Annotated in this window: 14 protein-coding genes and 1 tRNA gene; 5 read left to right on the top strand and 10 right to left on the bottom strand. The window is 68.7% G+C overall.

The annotated features are described in order from the left end of the window. Positions 1 to 69 precede the first annotated feature (69 nt). The gene (locus tag FYX01_RS14190) at positions 70 to 1,371 is read right to left on the bottom strand and encodes a L,D-transpeptidase (RefSeq protein WP_150241463.1); all 1,302 of its coding nucleotides are present in this window, start codon (positions 1,369 to 1,371) and stop codon (positions 70 to 72) included. A 316-nt stretch (positions 1,372 to 1,687) separates the two neighbouring features. Between FYX01_RS14190 and FYX01_RS14195 the strand changes: the two genes are divergently transcribed. Continuing rightward, positions 1,688 to 2,011, top strand: coding sequence for a DMT family transporter (locus FYX01_RS14195; protein ID WP_150241465.1), 324 nt, complete (start codon positions 1,688 to 1,690; stop codon positions 2,009 to 2,011). A gap of 95 nt (positions 2,012 to 2,106) precedes the next feature. Further along, the gene (locus FYX01_RS14200; RefSeq protein WP_150241901.1) at positions 2,107 to 2,607 is read left to right on the top strand and encodes a TetR/AcrR family transcriptional regulator; all 501 of its coding nucleotides are present in this window, start codon (positions 2,107 to 2,109) and stop codon (positions 2,605 to 2,607) included. Between the two features lie 199 nt (positions 2,608 to 2,806). On the opposite strand, the gene dacB is transcribed toward FYX01_RS14200, so the two are convergent. The 5 genes from dacB to FYX01_RS14225 form a co-directional block, all read right to left on the bottom strand. Beyond that, positions 2,807 to 4,348: a D-alanyl-D-alanine carboxypeptidase/D-alanyl-D-alanine endopeptidase gene (gene dacB, locus FYX01_RS14205; RefSeq protein ID WP_190394342.1), complete on the bottom strand. Its 1,542-nt coding sequence runs from the start codon at positions 4,346 to 4,348 to the stop codon at positions 2,807 to 2,809. Between the two features lie 358 nt (positions 4,349 to 4,706). Further along, on the bottom strand, positions 4,707 to 6,917 hold the full coding sequence (locus tag FYX01_RS14210) for an ABC transporter ATP-binding protein (protein ID WP_150241467.1): 2,211 nt from the start codon (positions 6,915 to 6,917) through the stop codon (positions 4,707 to 4,709). Then, the gene (locus tag FYX01_RS14215; RefSeq protein ID WP_150241469.1) at positions 6,914 to 7,834 is read right to left on the bottom strand and encodes an ABC transporter permease; all 921 of its coding nucleotides are present in this window, start codon (positions 7,832 to 7,834) and stop codon (positions 6,914 to 6,916) included. Before FYX01_RS14215 ends, FYX01_RS14210 begins: the two co-directional genes overlap by 4 nt. Next, positions 7,827 to 8,837, bottom strand: coding sequence for an ABC transporter permease (locus FYX01_RS14220; protein WP_150241471.1), 1,011 nt, complete (start codon positions 8,835 to 8,837; stop codon positions 7,827 to 7,829). The genes FYX01_RS14215 and FYX01_RS14220 overlap by 8 nt, the downstream gene beginning before the upstream one ends. 82 nt (positions 8,838 to 8,919) lie before the next feature. Next, on the bottom strand, positions 8,920 to 10,620 hold the full coding sequence (locus FYX01_RS14225; protein ID WP_150241473.1) for an ABC transporter family substrate-binding protein: 1,701 nt from the start codon (positions 10,618 to 10,620) through the stop codon (positions 8,920 to 8,922). Positions 10,621 to 11,282: 662 nt separating this feature from the next. Between FYX01_RS14225 and FYX01_RS14230 the strand changes: the two genes are divergently transcribed. Beyond that, positions 11,283 to 11,756: a hypothetical protein gene (locus FYX01_RS14230; RefSeq protein WP_190394325.1), complete on the top strand. Its 474-nt coding sequence runs from the start codon at positions 11,283 to 11,285 to the stop codon at positions 11,754 to 11,756. A 206-nt stretch (positions 11,757 to 11,962) separates the two neighbouring features. Beyond that, complete coding sequence (locus FYX01_RS14235; RefSeq protein ID WP_150241475.1) at positions 11,963 to 12,577, top strand: rhomboid family intramembrane serine protease; 615 nt, start codon at positions 11,963 to 11,965, stop codon at positions 12,575 to 12,577. 167 nt (positions 12,578 to 12,744) lie between these two features. Here the strand turns inward: FYX01_RS14235 and FYX01_RS14240 are convergent, their stop codons facing one another. From FYX01_RS14240 to dcd, 4 genes are all read right to left on the bottom strand, one after another. After that, a complete protein-coding gene (locus tag FYX01_RS14240; RefSeq protein ID WP_150241477.1) occupies positions 12,745 to 13,686 on the bottom strand; it encodes a glycine betaine ABC transporter substrate-binding protein in 942 nt (313 codons plus the stop codon). Positions 13,687 to 13,789: 103 nt separating this feature from the next. Next, positions 13,790 to 15,013, bottom strand: coding sequence for an ABC transporter permease (locus tag FYX01_RS14245; protein ID WP_150241479.1), 1,224 nt, complete (start codon positions 15,011 to 15,013; stop codon positions 13,790 to 13,792). Beyond that, complete coding sequence (locus tag FYX01_RS14250; RefSeq protein WP_150241904.1) at positions 15,010 to 16,008, bottom strand: quaternary amine ABC transporter ATP-binding protein; 999 nt, start codon at positions 16,006 to 16,008, stop codon at positions 15,010 to 15,012. The genes FYX01_RS14245 and FYX01_RS14250 overlap by 4 nt, the downstream gene beginning before the upstream one ends. Before the next feature lie 425 nt (positions 16,009 to 16,433). Beyond that, positions 16,434 to 17,018 (bottom strand): dCTP deaminase, encoded by a 585-nt coding sequence (gene dcd / locus FYX01_RS14255; protein ID WP_150241481.1) that lies wholly within the window; start codon positions 17,016 to 17,018, stop codon positions 16,434 to 16,436. Between the two features lie 140 nt (positions 17,019 to 17,158). Here dcd and FYX01_RS14260 point away from each other — a divergent pair. Further along, positions 17,159 to 17,232 (top strand) — tRNA-Gly (locus tag FYX01_RS14260). The last annotated feature ends 20 nt before the right edge of the window (positions 17,233 to 17,252 follow it).

The raw sequence follows: 17,252 nt of genomic DNA on the forward strand, positions 1-17,252 counted from the left end.
GCCGGAACGCGAGGAGGGGGCGCCGGGGACCGTGTGGTCCCCGGCGCCCCCTCGGCGTTCGGAAGGCGGTTACCGCTCGCCGTGGACGGAGCCGGGGGTGCCGGAGCCGTCGGTGACCTGCGGCTCGCCGGTCACGCTGTTGGCCAGCCAGTCGTCCCAGGACTTCTGCCAGAAGCCCCAGCCGTTGTTCCACTCGAACTCGCGGTCGGTGCCGGTGGTGTTCAGCACGTCGCCCATGAGGGTGTTCTCGAAGAACCACTGGGCGTCGGCCATGCGCAGGTTGGTGCAGCCGTTGGAGGTGTTGGCCGAGCCGATGGCGGAGTTGTAGGAGGCCTCGTGCACGAACTCGCCACTGTTGGAGGTGCGGACCGCGTACTGCACGTCCACGTTGTAGGAGTTGGGGGAGTCCTCGGGGATACCCACGGTGGTGGAGTCCATGGTGATGTGCTCGTAGCGCTCCATCAGCACGTGGACGCCGCTGCTGGTGGTGTCGAAGCGGCGGTTGGCCTTGCCGTTGCTCACCTCGATGGTGCGCTCGTGCTCACCGTCGACGGTGACGACCATCTCGTGGTCGGGCACGTGCATGGTCGCGATCAGCTCGCGGCCGATCTCGAAGTCGATCTGGTGGTTCCTCACCCCGTAGACGCCCTCGGAGGCCTCGACGCCCGCGAGACGGAGGTCGACGGTGACGGCCTGGTAGGGGTCCCAGTACTCCTCGGGGCGGAACACCGCGGTCTGGTCGTTGGTCCAGTTCCAGGCGCCCGCGACCTCCTGTTCGGAGACGACCTCCATGGAGTTCTCGACCTGCGCCTTGTTGGTGACCGGCAGGTCGAAGTTGATGACGATCGGCATGCCCACGCCGACGGTGTCACCGGTGACCGGGTAGTTGGACGCCAGCTCCAGGCGCTGTCCGGGAACGGCGGCCAGGGTGGTGAACTCGTGGACGAGTTCGGTCTCCTCGCCGGCGTCGTTCTCGGCGGTGGCGGTGACCACGACGTCCGAGCCGGGGCGCAGGTTCCAGTCGCTGACCCACTCGGTGCCGTCCCCGTTGAGGGTGCCGGTCACGTCGTAGAGGCCCGGGGTCTCCTGCTCGCCCTCCGCGGAGGCCTCGTCGACGACGGTCTGGTCCACCTGGACGTCGGTGATGACGCCGCTCTCCGCGGTGACCTGGACGGGGGAGTTCGGAGCGACCTCCCCGGTGCCGTCCTCGGGGGTGATCACCAGTTCCGCGGGGGGCGTGGCGTCGGTGGGCTCGGAACCTCCGCCCTGCGTCTCGGCCTCACCGGACGTGCAGGCCGTCGCGGCCAGCGCCAGCGCGACCAGTCCGATACCGAGCCGGCGCATCACCACCGGGGGTGTCTTTCCCGTCACGTCTGGTACCTCCATGTCATGCCTTGAACGCCGTGTACTGCCAGTAAGACGCGCGAGCGCCCAAAAGGTTCTGAGATCTCACGCATCGGTATAGATCGGTTATCACTGACGCGGGGAGACACCGGAACCACCGACAATACACCTGGGGGGTATGAGTCGACTTCCTTCGGGTATGAGATTACGGCTATCCGTAACCCGCGCCGCGCGCCGGGGGATCCCTGCCCTGCAATCGACCCCTAGAATCTAGTTCGAACGCTCAGGTTTATGCTCCGTCCAAGCCTGACCAAAAGCTCGTTTCTCCTGTTGGGAGGGCTCCATGTCGTGGCTCTGGTTGGCCGGCGCGATCATCTCCGAGGTGATCGGCACCACCTCGCTCAAGCTCTCGGAGGGCTTCACCCGCCTGGTTCCCTCGGTCTTCGTCGTGCTCGGGTACGCCGGGGCCTTCCTCATGCTCAGCCAGTCCCTCACCCGGGGCATGGAGCTCGGAGTGGCCTACGGCGTGTGGGCGGCCGCGGGTATCGCGCTGGTCGCCGTGATCGGCGTCACACTCTTCGGGGAGTCGCTCACCTGGGTCCAGGTGGGCGGGATCGCCCTGATCATCGCCGGGGTGATGGCCCTGGAGATGGGTGGACGGCATTGAGCGGGAGCAGCGCGGAGGCCGCCGGTCCGGAGCCGATCGCCGACGGCCGCAGGCGCAAGGGCGAGCGGCGCCGACGACAGCTGCTGGACGCCGTCATGCGCGTGGTCGAGCGCGACGGCGTGGCCTCGGTCAGCCAGCGGCGCGTCGCCGCCGAGGCCGGGGTCGCCCCCAGCGCGGTCACCTACTACTACGCGGCCGTCGACGACCTGCTCGTGGACGCCCTCACCCGGGTCAACGACACCTACGTGGCCGCCCTGGCGACCCTGCCCGACGACGCGGACGCGGCCCTGCGCGCCCTCGCCGGGATGATCGCGGCGGGTCCGGGACCCGAGCGAGCCCATGTGATGGCCGAGTGCGAGCTGTTCCTGCTCGCCGCGCGGCGCCCGGCCCTGCGCCCCCAGATCGAGCGCTGGAACCGGGCCGTGGACGCCTTCCTCGTGCCCCACCTGCCCGATCCGGACGACCGCTCGGGTGTGTGCGCCGCCGTCGACGGCCTGTTCGTGCGGGCCTGCACCGAACCGGAGCTGACGGCCGAGGAGGTGTACCGGACTCTCAGTCGGCTGGTGTCGCGCGCGCCGCGTAGCGGCCGGGCGTGACACCGAGGACGGCTGTGAACTCCCTGGTCGGGTGGGGCTGGAGGAGGCGCGCCCCGCCCGAGGACGCCGACGCCCAGCCCCGCTTCCCCGCCTTCCTCGGCCGCCGCGCCTGGTGGGAACCGATGGGCCGGTGACCGTGCCGGACCGGGCACCGGCCCGACGACGGATCGGCGTTCCGGCGGCCCGGACCCGTGACGCGTCAGCAGGCCAGCTCCCAGGAGCACTCCAGCTCACCGCCGCCCTCCACGCGCGCGCTCCGCGTACGGGCTCCGGCGGACGCCCCGTGGCCCACGTACTCGGCCAGCCGAACGGTGATCGCGTCCTGCACGCCCCTGGGCGCCGGACCGCTGTGACCGTTGTTGACGATGCTGAACACCAGTTCGCCGTCGTCCGGCCCGGGAACGTACCCCGACAGGGCGCTCACCCCGGTCATGGTGCCGGTCTTGGCCGAGACGACGCCCTCGGCGGCGGTGCCCCCCATCCGGTACCTCAGGGTGCCGCCCACCAGCGGGTCGCTCTCCCCGGCCACCGGGAGGGACGCCCTCCAGGTCCCGTGCCAGGAGGCGTCGCGCGAGCGCGTGAGCAGGTCCACGACCGTGTCGGCGGTGACCAGGTTGCCCCGGGACAGGCCGGAGCCGTCGTTGAGGACGAGGGCGGAGGTGTCCACGCCCAGTCCGGTCAGGGCCTTCTCCACACCGGCGAGTCCGGCGTCCCAGCTCCCCTCGTCCGCGACCTCCCTGCCGATGCTCTTGACGAGCATCTCCGCGTGCCCGTTGTTGCTGAACTTCATGAACGGGACGAGGATCTCCCCCAGTTCGGGGGACTCGTGGTCGGCCAGGACCCTGGCGCCGGACCGGCCCCCGGGCGCGTCGCCGAACTCCACACCGCCCGCGACCTCGACCCCGTGCCGCTCCAGCGCCCGCTCGAAGAGGTGCCCGGCCAGCCCGGCGGGCTCGTGCACCGTGCGCACGGCGGTCACGGGGGCGCCGCCGGCCGGGATCGCGCCGCTCACCGTGACGGTGTTGGTACCCAGCACACGGTCGACGGCCAGGGTGTTCCCACTGCCCGGCGCGCCCGTGAGGGCCTGGTTGTCCAGCTCGGCGTAGCCCTCGGCCGCGCCGAGGTCGACCTCGGGGGGACCGCCCACGCTCCCCGGGGAGACCACGACCTCCGTCACACCGGTGTCGTGGCGTCCCCCGTGGGCGACCGTGAGGGCGGAGATCTGCGCCGAGTACGCGTACGGCTCGTCCTCGGGCCACCAGTCGTCCACGAGGCGCTCGGAGTCGAACCAGGTGTCGTCGGCGTACACGCCGCCCCGCACGACCCTGATCCCGGCACCGGCCACGTCGGCGGCCAGCTGGTCCAGGTCGCCCTCGGACAGGGTCGGGTCGCCGCCGCCCACCAGGTACAGGTTTTCCACGGAGCGCCGGTGGCCGGGATCCGCCTCGGCCACCACCTCGGTGGAGAAGGTGTGGTCGTCGCCCAGGACCTCCAGGGCCGCGGCGGCGGTGAACAGCTTCATGTTGGACGCGGGCAGCAACCGCTCTCCGCCGTCGCGCGAGTAGAGCACCTCGCCGGTGTCGGGGTCGGTGACGACCACGCCGGACACCGCGCCCTCCAGGGACGAGTGCCTCAACAGGAGGTCGATGTTCTCGCGCAGGTCGGCCAGGCGCTCCCCGTCCGCGGCCGTGTCCGCGTGGACCGGGGAGGCGCCCAGCGGCGCCACCGGGAGCAGGGGCATCGCGACGAGCGCGGCGGCGACCTTCCAGGCGGCGCCGCGACGGCTTCCGGGGCGGCTTCCGGGGCGGTGGCGTCCGGGCGCGGGATTCCAGAGATGGGCGGAGGTTCTCAACTCTTCGTCTCCTACCGGTCACAAAGGGTGAAGGGCATCGAACCCTAACCCGTGGGGGGTCCCGGCGCCAGGACCTCTCGCGCGGGTCGCCGCCGTGGGGATCCGCGGAGGCGCCCGGTGACGGGAGGGAACGCGTCCCGCCACGTGTACGCCGTGTCCGGTTCCGGTCGGCACACACGGCGGCGGGCCGGTGCCGGGGCTCACGCCCCCGCACCGGCCCGCCGGGTCCACCGCCACGCGGGGCGCGTCAGAACAACTCGACCGCCCGCGAGTAGTGGCAGGCGTCCGGGTGCCCGGCCCCCCGGTCCACCAGCTCCGGCGGCTCCTCCACGCACTTGACGCGCTCGTTCTCCGACAGCTCGTCGGCGAACTTCGGGCACCGGGTCCGGAACCGGCAGCCCGACGGCGGGTTGGCCGGGCTGGGCACGTCGCCGGTGACGACGATCCGCTCCCGCGTCCGCTCCTTGACCGGGTCCGGCAGCGGAATGGCCGAGATCAGCGCCTGCGTGTACGGGTGCGCGGGCGCCCTGAACAGGTCCTCGGCCGTCCCCGTCTCCACGATCTTGCCGAGGTACATCACGGCCACCCGGTCGGCGATGTGCTTGACCACCGACAGGTCGTGCGAGACGAACAGGTACGACAGGCCCAGATCGTCCTGGAGGTCCTCCAGCAGGTTGATCACCCCCGCCTGGATGGACACGTCCAGGGCGGAGACCGGCTCGTCCAGGATGAGCACCTTGGGGTTGAGCGCCAGCGCGCGGGCGATGCCGATGCGCTGGCGCTGGCCTCCCGAGAACTCGTGCGGGTAGCGCGCACCGTGCTCGGAGTTGAGGCCCACCAGCTCCAGCAGTTCCCTGACCCGCTTCCTGGCGGTGCCGTTGCCCTGACCGTGGATCCGCAGCGGTTCGGCGACGATGTCCGCGACCGTCATGCGCGGGTCCAGGGAGGCGAACGGGTCCTGGAACACCAGCTGGAGGTCCCGGCGCAGCGGCCGCAACTGGCGCGGGGACATCGAGTGCAGCGGCTGTCCCCGGTAGTGGACCTCGCCCGACGTCTGCCTGATCAGCTGGAGCATGAGCCGGGCGGTGGTGGACTTCCCGCATCCGGACTCGCCGACCAGGGCGAGCGTCTCGTGCTCGTACAGGTCCAGGGAGATCCCCGAGACCGCCTGCACCTCTCCGACCCTCCTCTTGAGCAGGCCCTTGGAGCGGATCGGGAAGTGCTTCACGAGTTCCCGCACGGTCAGGACGGCCTCCCGGCCGCTGCCGCCGGCGGCGCCCCCCGAGGTCCCGTCGACCTCGGCGAGCGCCTGCTCGGCCTGCTCGGCCTGCTCCTCCGCGGCCTCGGTGGTGTCGGCCTCCACCGCCGTTCCCCTGAACAGGTCGGTGGGCTGGGCGTTCTCCAACTCGTCGCTGAAGTGGCAGGCCGACGTGTGCGTGTCGGTGTCCCCCACCTGGACGCTGACCCGCTCCCCGTTCCCGTCGGTCGCCAGCAGGCGCGGCTCCTGCTCGTGGCAGAGGTCCCGGGCCATCGGACAGCGCGGCGCGAACGCGCACCCTCCGGGCAGGGAGAGCAGTGAGGGCGGGGTCCCCAGGATGGGGGTGAGCCGCTCGCTCCGGTCCTCGTCCAGCCGGGGCAGCGATCCCAGCAGGCCCAGGGCGTAGGGCATCCGCGGCTGGTAGAAGACGTCCTCCACCGGCCCCATCTCCACGATGCGGCCGCCGTACATCACGCCGATCCGGTCGACGTGTCCGGCCACCACACCCAGGTCGTGGGTGATCAGCACCAGCGCGGCGCCCGTCTCCTTCCGAGCCGATTCCAGGGCCCCCAGGACCTGTGCCTGGACGGTCACGTCCAGGGCCGTGGTCGGCTCGTCGGCGATGATGACGTCCGGCTCGTTGGCCATCGCGATGGCGATCACCACGCGCTGGCGCATACCGCCCGACAACTCGTGCGGGTACTGCTTGAGCCGCTGTTCGGGGTTGGGGATGTCCACCAGTTCCAGCAGTTCCAGCGCACGGGCCGTCGCGGCCTTCTTGCCCACCTTGCGGTGCGCGAGTACGGCCTCGGCGATCTGGTAGCCGACCGTGTAGACGGGGTTGAGCGAGGTCAGCGGATCCTGGAAGATCATCGCGATCCGGTTGCCGCGGACCTTGCTGATCTGCTCGTCCTTGAGGCCGACGATCTCCTGGCCCAGCACCTTCGCCGATCCCTCGACGCGGGCGTTCTTGGGCAGCAGTCCCATGACCGCCATGGAGGTCACGGACTTGCCCGATCCGGACTCGCCCACGATCCCCAGTGCCTCGCCCCGGCGCAGGACGTAGGACACCTCGCGCACGGCGGGCAGCGGCCCGTCGTCGGAGGGGAAGGTCACGCTGAGGTCGCTGACCTCCAGCACCACGTCGCCGGTTCCCGGCGAGGCGGTCTCCTCGTTGCTCATGTGGTCAGTCGTGGTCATCGCCGCACCATGCTCTGTCGTGGGTCGAGGGCGTCGCGGAGCCCGTCGCCGATGAAGTTGATCGTCAGGCACACCACCACCAGCAGCACACCCGGCGGATAGAACAGCCAGGGCCGGGTGGACGCCGCCGTGCGCGCGTCGCCGATCATCTGCCCGAGGGAGATGTCGGGTGACTGGATGCCGAACTGGAGGAAGGACATGCCCGCCTCCAGCAGGATCGCCACGGCGATCAGCAGGGTCGCCGCGACGATGATCGGCCCGGCGGCGTTGGGCAGCAGGTGGCGGACGATGATCCAGCCGGGCGAGGCCCCCGCGGCCCTCGCCGCCTCCACGAACTCCTGCTCGCGCAGGGACAGGACCACGCCGCGCACGACGCGGGCGATCTGCGCCCACGCGAAGAAGCTGATGATGAGGGCCACCGCGTACCAGGTGGTCCCGCCCCGGACGTTGCCCGAGATCGCGGCGACCATCACCAGCAGCGGCACGATCATGAACACGTCCACGACGCGCATCATGAGCCCGTCGACGCGGCCCCCGTAGTAGCCCGCGGTGGCGCCCCACAGGGAGCCGACGACGGTGCCCACGATCGACACCGTGAACGCGACCTTCAGCGTCTGCTGGGCGCCGCGCATGAGCTGGCCCAGGACGTCGTGCCCGGCGGTGGTGGTGCCGAGCGGGTGGTCGGCGTTGGGCGGAACGCTCGGCGGGATCTCCAGGTGGACGGTGTGGTCCCACCTCCAGACGAACGGGCCGAGGAACGCGGCCGCGACGACGACGAACAGGACGACCAGGCTGACCATGGCGGCCCGGTGCCGGAGGAACCGGGACAGGATCATCTGGAACTGGGTGCGCTCGACGCCCCCGACGCTCTCGGCGTCGGCGCTCCGCGGCGCTACGGGCGCCTTCTTCTCACTCATAGCGAATCCTCGGGTCGAGCACGCCGTACAGGAGGTCGGCGATGAGGTTGGCCAGGATGACCAGGACACCGCTGAGCAGCAGCCACGCCATCAGCGCGTACGAGTCGTTGGCCTCCACCGCGGTGATGAAGAACTCGCCGAGTCCGCGCCACTGGAAGACGCGCTCGGTCAGGATCGCGCCGTCGATGATCCCGGCGATGCCGACTGCGACCACCGTGGTCAGCGGGATGAGGGCCGTGCGCAGCGCGTGGCGCCGGATGACGACACGGTTGGGCAGTCCCTTGGCCCTGGCGAGGCGGACGTAGTCACTGTTGAGTACTTCGAGCATGGAGGTCCGCTGGTACCGGCTCCACGAGGCGAAGCTGGTCAGCATCAGCACGATCGTGGGCAGGGTCATGTAGGCGAAGGCGTTGGTGATCCTCCCCCACAGGTCCTCGCCCTGCGCCTGGTAGAGGCCGTCACCGATCGTGGCGAAGACCTGGTCTCCCACCAGGTCGTTGAAGGCGACCCCGGCCTGCTGCATGATGCCCGCGAACCAGAAGACGGGCATCGCCAGGGCCAGGAAGCCGATGAACGTGAGGGTGTAGTCGAGCTTGGAGTACTGGCGCATCGCGCTGATGACACCGGCCAGGACGGCCAGGCCCAGGGCGAAGACCATGGCGGCGGCCACCAGGCGCAGGGTGGTGCCCAGGCGCTCGGCGATGGCCGCGCCGATGTCGTAGGAGTTGCTCTGCGTGGAGGGGCCGAACTCGCCCTGGAGCAGTCCGATGTCGCCGTGGCCGCCGATGCCGGTGATCCAGAGCCAGTAGCGCTCGGGCATGGAGCGGTCCAGGTAGAGGCGCTCCTCCTGCAGCTGGATGACCGAGGGGTCCGGCGGAGGCTGCTGCATCCTGAGCTCGGTGAGGGGATCTCCGGAGACGTCGATCAGGACGAAGGTGAGCACGGACGCGAGGACCAGGATGGGTATCGCGCCCAGGATGCGCCGCACCGTGTAAACGAGCATGGGTGTGATCCTTCAGGGATGAACGAGGACCGGCCCGGTCCCGGGAGGGTATCCCGAAACCGGGCCATGGGCCTGTGCCGAACTACTCGGCGATGTCCCACTCACCGATGTTGTAGGTGGCGCGGTAGCTGGACTGGAGGTTGTCCTCGACGTTGGAGAGCCTGTCGCTGGCGAAGAAGTAGTTGGGCTCGGCCACGATCGGCAGGACGTAGGCCTGCGGGACGATGGCCTCCACCGCGGCGTTCGAGTGCTCCGCCGCCTCGTCCAGGGAGGAGGCGGTGCCGGCGGCCTCGGCGTACCCGTCGACCTCCTCGTTGGAGAAGCCGCCGAAGTTGCTGCCGCTCTCGGAGTGCCAGAACTGCTCGGCGTTGGAGGCGAAGTACGGGCTGCCGCTCCAGCCGAACTGGACGATGTCGTAGTCCTGCTCCCCGAGCATGTTGCCCAGGTCGTCGGTCATCTCAAGGGTGGTCTCGACGCCGATCTCGGCGAGCTGGGCCTGGATCAGCTGCACGGAGTTGTTGCGGATGACGGTGTCGGTGCTGCGCAGGCGGAAGGGGCCGACCTGCTCGCCGTCGAGCATGAGGGTGTCGCCGTCGAGCTCGTACCCGGCGTCCTCCAGGATCCCGGTGGCGGCCTCGACGTCGCCGTCGCCCTGGCTGGTCTCGGAGAGGTGGTCCTCGTAGTACTCGCTGTCGCTGCCGAAGATGTGGTTGTTCTTCAGCTCGTAGTCGGGGTAGCCGGCCTCGAAGTTGCGGCTGGCGATCTCGTCGCGGTTGATCGCGGTGAAGATGGCGCGGCGCAGCTCGACGTCCGAGAGCCACTCGTTCTCGACGTTGACGTCGATGTGCTCCCAGATGTTGCCCTCGCTGACGGTGAGCGTGGCGCTCTCCATCTCACGGATCTGGGTGATGACGTCCTCGCTGTACTGGGCGGGGTTGGCGCCGTCGATCTCGCCGTTCTGGAACGCGGGGACGAAGGTGCCCTCGTCGGTGTTGAACGGCATGATGATGCGGTCGAGCGCGGGCTGCGTCTCACCGAACCACTCGGAGTTGGGCTCCTTGACGACCTGGTTCTCCAGGTCTCCGTCCACGATCTGGTACGGGCCGCCGGACCACTCGGGCCGGGTGTCGTGCAGCCAGGTGTAGTACTCGCCCAGCTGGTCGGGGTCCTCGACGTCGAAGCCCTGCTCCTCGGCCAGGTGCGCCGGGTAGAAGCCGCCCGCCACGCTGTGCGCGTCGAACATGCCCTTCCACTCGGGGTTGGCCAGGTCCTCCTTCAGGGTGAAGGTGGCGGTCTTGCCGTCGACCGTGACCTCCTCGACCATGTCGGCGCCCGTGGTACCGCGGGAGTCACAGGTGGTGCAGTAACCCTCGTCGGGGGAGGCGGACATCATCATGGTGACGCGCAGGTCATCGCCGGTCATCGGCGTCCCGTCGCTCCACACGGCGTCCTCGGCGAGGGTGAAGCTGAACTCGAAGGGGCCCTCGTCGGGGTCGTCGTTGACGAGCTGGGGCTCTTCGGCGAGTACGTCCATGTTGTATTCGTACGTCGCGTCGGGCTGGTACTGCCCGGTGTGGGGGATGACGCCGGAGAGCATCTGGATCACGTAGACGCTGCCGCCGGCGCTACTGATCGCTCCCCAGGCGGCGGGCAGGCTGTTGATCACCCATGTGACCTCCTTCTCAGCCTCCTCACCGCTGCCACCACCGGTGCAAGCGGTCAGCGCCATCAGCGCGGAGGTTCCCGCCGCCGCGAGCGCGAGCGTCTTCCTTCGTTTGTGCATCAGTTACACCCTTGATCACTAATACGAGCCGGATCCCTGGGTTTGTGTGGTTCGCACACGCCCCGCAGAACTTAGGCGATTAGTCGATCAGAAGACCATTGAGCGAAATGTCTGTATAGCCCCACTGCCGGATTCGTGACCCATCCGCAACCGGTTCGCGCTCATCGCCCCGAGCGACCGGCGCGGATCCACACCCCTGGGAAACACGGACGTTACCGCAGATCAGAGGTCGTGCCGACGTCCACTCCCACGCTCCCGGATTCGGACAAGCCGGAAATGCATTGGGGATCGCTTACTTCGGTCAACGGTGTTTATAGTAAAGTAAACGTCGTTTAACTACGGATCCGCCCCAGGCGGCTACACAGAGAAAAACAGACAAACCACGCAAAACACACATATAACATGCAAGCTCCGCGTTGAGGCTCCCGGTACCTCAGCACCCACCTCTCGATGCGCTTCGATGCGTGATTCATAGGATGATCCGATGATAATCAGATAGATCCGACAAACAGAGCAAAGAGCACCAAAGCACGTATAAGTGTGCTGAAATCTGCACACCCAGCTGTCCGAAACCACCGGCCACGTACCACCGGAGCAGATAAGGTTTCGTACGGCGCTCACCGTCATCCCACACGCAGTATCCAGCGAGAGAGGCCTCTGCCGTGTCCGAAACAGTCCGCCTGGTCTGCCCCGCGGGCCGCAAGCACGTGGAACTGTGGGCTGGTTACGCTCTGGTGGCACTGGGCGTCGTGGCGGTCGTGGTCGACCCCTCGCACTGGGCCAACCTCACCCTCGGCGTCCTCCTGCTCCTCACCGGCGTCGCGCTGGCCGTGCACGGCCACATGATCAAGTCCCCCGTCCTGGAGGTCTCCGACGGGGAGTTCCGCTACGAGCGCGGCCGCTACATCGTGCGCGTGCCCTTCCACGACATCGGCTCCTACCACGTCCTGCCGGGCCGCATCCGCTCCCTCGGGCTGTGCGACACCACCGGCCGGCCCAAGCGCTTCCCCTCGCTGCAGAACCGCCGCACCTCGCGCGCGTACCTGCCGCTGACCGGGATGACCAGTCCGGCCAAGGTCGAGTCCTTCATGGCGATGGCGGGCATACCGCCGCGCAAGCGCTCCCTGACCTCCTGAGGGCCCGCTCGCGGTCTCCTGAGGGGCTCCCGGACCCGCGCGGCCTGTCGGCCCGGCCGGACGGCCGTCCGGCCCGTATGACCATCAGCGCACGGGTCCGGAACCGGACGAACAGGATCAGGGCAACTTCGGGCACAGCGGACAATTACGCACCACGCGCCCCACGGACATACCACCGCAAGCCCGTGTCCTCTACTCTCGATGGGGTGAAGCAGTCCAGAATCACCGCCATCCTGACCGTAGCGGGGATGCTCGCGGCCATGTGGGTCATCGAGATCCTCGACAGCCTCCTGCTCCTCGGAACGCTCGACCAGCGATTCGGCCTGCGCGCCTGGGACTTCCAGGGGCTCTGGACCATGTTCACCGCACCGTTCATGCACGGAAACCTCGAACACCTCATCGGCAACTCGCTGCCCTTCCTCGTGCTGGGCGTACTCGTCGCGTTCAGCGGCCTGGGGCGGTTCCTGCTCACCACGATGATCATCGTCGTCGTCAGCGGTGTGGGCGTGTGGCTGTTCAGCTCACCGACCTCCCTCACCGTGGGAGCGAGCGGTCTGGTCTTCGGCTACTTCGGCTACACGGTCCTGCGCGGGATCATCGAGCGCAAGACCATCGACATCGTCATCATGATCTGCGTGATCCTCTTCTACGGGACGATGATCTGGGGGGTCCTGCCCCAGTACCCCGGTGTCTCCTGGCAGGCGCACCTCTTCGGCTTCCTCGGCGGCATGTTCGCCGCCTACCTGCTCCCCAAGCGGGAGGGGAACAGGCAGCTCAACCAGGGCTACGGAGGCGCCCAGGGCGGCTACTACGCCCCCTGAGGCCGGTACCGGCACGCCACCGGACCGGAACACGCGAACGGGCCGCTCCCCGGAGAGGGGAGCGGCCCGTCGGTGTTCACAGGCCCCGGGCCCGGGTCGTCACGCGAGGACGCCCGGGGGGCGGGGCGGCGCCCCGGAGGCGGTCGGGGCTCCGAGGCGGACGGAGCCTAGAACTCCAGGCCCTCGGCGTCCTCGCCCAGGGTGCGCTCCAGGAACTCGGAGTTCTCCGCGAGCCAGGCGCGGGCGCCCTCCTCGGGGTCGTCCTTGTACCCGCCCTCCTCGGTCACGGTCATGACCTCCAGGTCGGCCAGCTCCTCGTCACCGAGCTCGAAGTTCTCCAGCCAACCGGTGATCTCGGGGTACTCCTCGCTGAAACCGGCACGACCGACCGAGTGCAGGGTCTCGGACTCGCCCATGAGGCCATCGGGGTCCTCCAGGTCCTTGAGGTCGTACTGGGCGTAGGCCGGGTGCGGACGCCACAGGGTGACGACGACGGGCTCCTCGTCGGCGATCGCCGAGTCCAGCTCGGCGAGCATCGCGGCGGTGGAGGACTCGACCAGCTCGAAGTCCTCGTCCAGGCCGTAGCCCGGCATGGCCTCTTCCTTGGTGACGCGGGTCAGACCGGCGCCCGGGTCGATGCCGACGACGCGGCCGTCCAGCTCCTCGGCGTGGTCGGCCAGGTCGGGGATGCTGTTCACGTCCTCCATGTAGGAGGGCACGGTCATGGTCAGCTTGGCGTTGTCGTACCAGGTGTTGAGCTGCTCCAGGTCCTCCCCGTAGTCCGCCCAGTAGTCGGCGTGGGTGGTGGGAAGCCAGACGTCGAGGTACAGGTCCACGTCGCCGTTGTCCAGGCCCTGGAACAGCGGGGCGACGTCCAGGTCGGTCACCGTGACGTCGTAGCCCTTCTCCTCCAGGATGACCTTCCACATGTTCGTGGTGGCGATCGCCTCCTCCCAGGCGATCAGGCCGATGTTGATCTCCTTGGCCTCCTCCCCGCCGTCCTCGGGGCCGGTGAGGTCCTCACCGCTGCCGCCGCCGCAGGCGGTCAGGAGGAGCGCGGCGCTCATTCCCGCCGCGGAGAGGGCCGTCATGCGCTTGCGGCTGTACATCGTGGGATTCCTTCCCTCGGGGAACTCTGTGCGCGAGGCCTTGTGCGGGGCCTCGGTGTGTGGGGCCCTCGTGTGCTGGGCCTCGGTGTGCGTACGCGCCCGGTCAGGCGGTTGAGGCGCGCGGGCCGTTGCGGGTGACGGCCACGGTGAGGCGGTCCAGGAAGATGGCCAGGATGACCACCGCGATACCGGCCTCGAAGCCGAGGGCGCCGTCGTTGCGGGTGATGCCCTCGTAGACCTCGCTGCCCAGGCCCCCGGCCCCGACCATGCCCGCGATGACGACCATGGACAGGCCGAGCATGATGACCTGGTTGACGCCGGCCATGATGGTCGGCAGGGCCAGCGGCAGCTGGATACCGGTGAGGATCTTGTGGCTGGGGGCGCCGAAGGACTCGCCCGCCTCCACCAGCTCCCTGTCGATCTGGCGGATGCCCAGCTCGGTCAGGCGCACGCCGGGCGGCATCGCGAACACGATGGTGGCGACCACGCCGGGCACGGCGCCGATGGAGAAGAAGAAGATCGCCGGGATCAGGTAGACGAACGCGGGCAGCGTCTGCATCAGGTCCAGGACCGGCTTGGCGATCTTGCTGACCAGGTCGTTGTAGGCGGCCAGGACGCCGATCGGGATCGCGATGACCACGGCGATGGCGCTGGCCACGAGCACGAGGCCGAGTGTGTCCATGGCGTTGGTCCACTGGTCGACCGATGCCACCAGGGTGAGCGCGATGATGCCGAACAGGCCCATCCGCCATCCGGCCACCGAGAACGCCAGGAGGCTCAGCAGCAGGATCATCACGAGAGCCCTGGGGCTCGTGACCAGGGCCGGGAGGAGGAGCCAGCCGAGCAGGACCAGCACCAGCCAGCCGCCCGCGACGACGCCGGTGCGGACGCGGGTGCCCCTGTCGAGCGCTCCCAGCACGGTGACGGCGGCCAGGAAGAGCAGCGAGATGCAGAGGTAGGCGTCCACGTACTGCTGGTCGAACAGGTGCATCGCCCACAGGAAGACCTGCGGCGGCAGGCTGTTGACGATGGTGTTGCCGAACGCGAACTGCGCGTGCAGGACGTAGAGCACCGAGACCACGGCGACGATGGCCACCAGCGGCAGGCGCCGGGTGCGCAGCAGCGGGACGGCGATGATCACGGCGGCGATGAAGGCGAGCTGTCCGACCGCCGGATCGGTGAAGAACCCGGACAGGGCCTCCACGGCCCAGCGGATGAACACGGCGGTGGCGTCGAAGACGGGGCCGAAGCTGCTCTTGAGCCAGGTGTTGAAAGCCTCGAAACCGTCACCGACCGGCAGGTTCGGCGGGAAGTCGACGAGTGTCACGACGTCTCCTTTCCGGCCGCGAGCGCGGCGAGCACGGAGTTGCGCGTCACCGTGCCCAGCACGCTGCCGTCCTCGTCGACCACACGGAGGTGATCGGAGGCGGCCGCGCTGGCGTACAGGTCGGCGACCGGTGTGTCGGCTTCGACCCGGGGCGCGGACGTGTCGGCCGCGGGGGCGTCGGGGTCGATCACCGAGGCGGCGGTGAGCACGCGGGTGCGGTCGACGTCCTCGATGAACCGTTCGACGTAGTCGTTGGCGGGTTCGCTGAGGATCTCCTGCGCGGTACCGACCTGGGAGACGCGGCCGTCGCGGAGCACGCAGATCCGGTCACCGAGGCGCATGGCCTCGTTGAGGTCGTGCGTGATGAAGACGATGGTCTTGCCCAGGCTCGCCTGGAGCTCCAGGAGCTGTGTCTGCATGTCCCGCCGGATGAGCGGATCCAGGGCGCTGAAGGCCTCGTCCATGAGGATGATGTCGGTGTCGGCGGCCAGTGCCCTGGCCAGGCCCACACGCTGCTGCATACCTCCGGAGAGCTGCTGGGGAAGCTTGTCCTCCCAGCCGCCGAGCCCCACCAGTTCGAGGGTCTCGCGGGCCTTGCTGACGCGTTCCCCGCGCGGCAGGCCGCGCAGCTCCAGGCCGTAGGCGGCGTTCTCCAGGACCGTGCGGTGAGGTAGGAGGGCGAAGTGCTGGAAGACCATGCTGACCTTCTCGCCCCGCAGCTTCAGAAGGCTCTTCCTGTTGAGGGCGGTGATGTCCACGCCGTCGACCTCGACCGTCCCCGCTGTGGGTTCCAGGAGTCCGTTGAGCATCCGGATCAGGGTTGACTTCCCCGACCCCGACAGGCCCATGACGACGAAGATCTCGCCTGGTTCGACCTCGAACGACACGTCGATGACGGCGGCCGTCACGTCGAGGTCGGCGATGGTGTCACGGTGACTGCCGTCGGAGAGCCGCTCGACGGCGGCTCCCGACTGTCTGCCGAACACCTTGTACAAGTGGTCTGCGCGTACTGCTGGCACGGTCTCCTCATGAGGGCTGTCCCGGCCGCGGGGTGCGCGGAGCACAGTTCGCCCCTTCGCCGACCCGCGGTTGTCACAGGTAGTCGGCCTGCTCAGAGCCCTTTGCACGCCCCTCACCAGGGCGGAACCGCTACCTGGTTCACGTCACAGGGCGCAACCTTACCGAGGTGCGTACGCGCAGTTCAGACGGCATGTAACCAGCAAATAACATGTTTAACCCGCATAAAAACCGTCCGCCGACCTATAGCGGCGGATGCCGACTCCGCGAAGTGCCGATATGTGATCTATGCCATAGGCATGCAGGAGGTGATCTTGGTCACATAGAAGAGACATGCGGGCCATGCGACAGAAAGTGTCAATCCATGACCGTACCGTAAGCGTCTCTTCTTGTCTTCCCCCGACTACTGCGGGTTGATCCGGGTGCGGATGAAGTTCTGGTGGGACCTGGACGGCGTCGGTCCGCGCTGCCCCTGGTAGCGGGACCCGTAGCCCGCGGAGCCGTAGGGGTGCTCGGACGGGGAGGAGAGGCGGAACATGCACAGCTGACCGATCTTCATGCCCGGGTAGAGCTTGATCGGCAGGGTGGCCACGTTGGAGAGCTCCAGGGTGACGTGCCCGGAGAAGCCGGGATCGATGAACCCGGCCGTGGAGTGGGTGAGCAGTCCCAGGCGTCCCAGGGAGCTCTTACCCTCCAAGCGGCTGGCGATGTCGTCCGGGAGGGTGACGACCTCGTAGGTGGACGCCAGCACGAACTCGCCCGGGTGCAGGACGAAGGCCTCCTCGCCGTCGGTCTCGACCAGCCGGGTGAGGTCAGGCTGCTCAACCGAGGGGTCGATGTGCGGGTACTTGTGGTTCTCGAACACCCGGAAGAAGCGGTCCAGCCGCACGTCGATGCTGGAGGGTTGGACGAGTCCGGGGTCGAAGGGGTCGATCCTGACCCGCCCGGCGTCGATTTCTGACCTGAGATCACGATCGGAGAGCAGCACGCTCCGAACCTACCGCTTGGGGCAACGCTGCGTAGTCGCGAGTCCCCCGCCTGCTCGTGGTCCGCGCCGACTTGCCCACGCGGTCCGGAGTTGGGCTAGGATGACATGCGTTGCCAGCCGGTACTCCCGGCGGGTGCGACGCGGATGTAGTTCAATGGTAGAACTTCAGCTTCCCAAGCTGATAACGCGGGTTCGATTCCCGTCATCCGCTCCAGACACACAGACGGCCAGGTC

The organism is Nocardiopsis quinghaiensis (assembly GCF_008638365.1).
Classification (GTDB): domain Bacteria; phylum Actinomycetota; class Actinomycetes; order Streptosporangiales; family Streptosporangiaceae; genus Nocardiopsis; species Nocardiopsis quinghaiensis.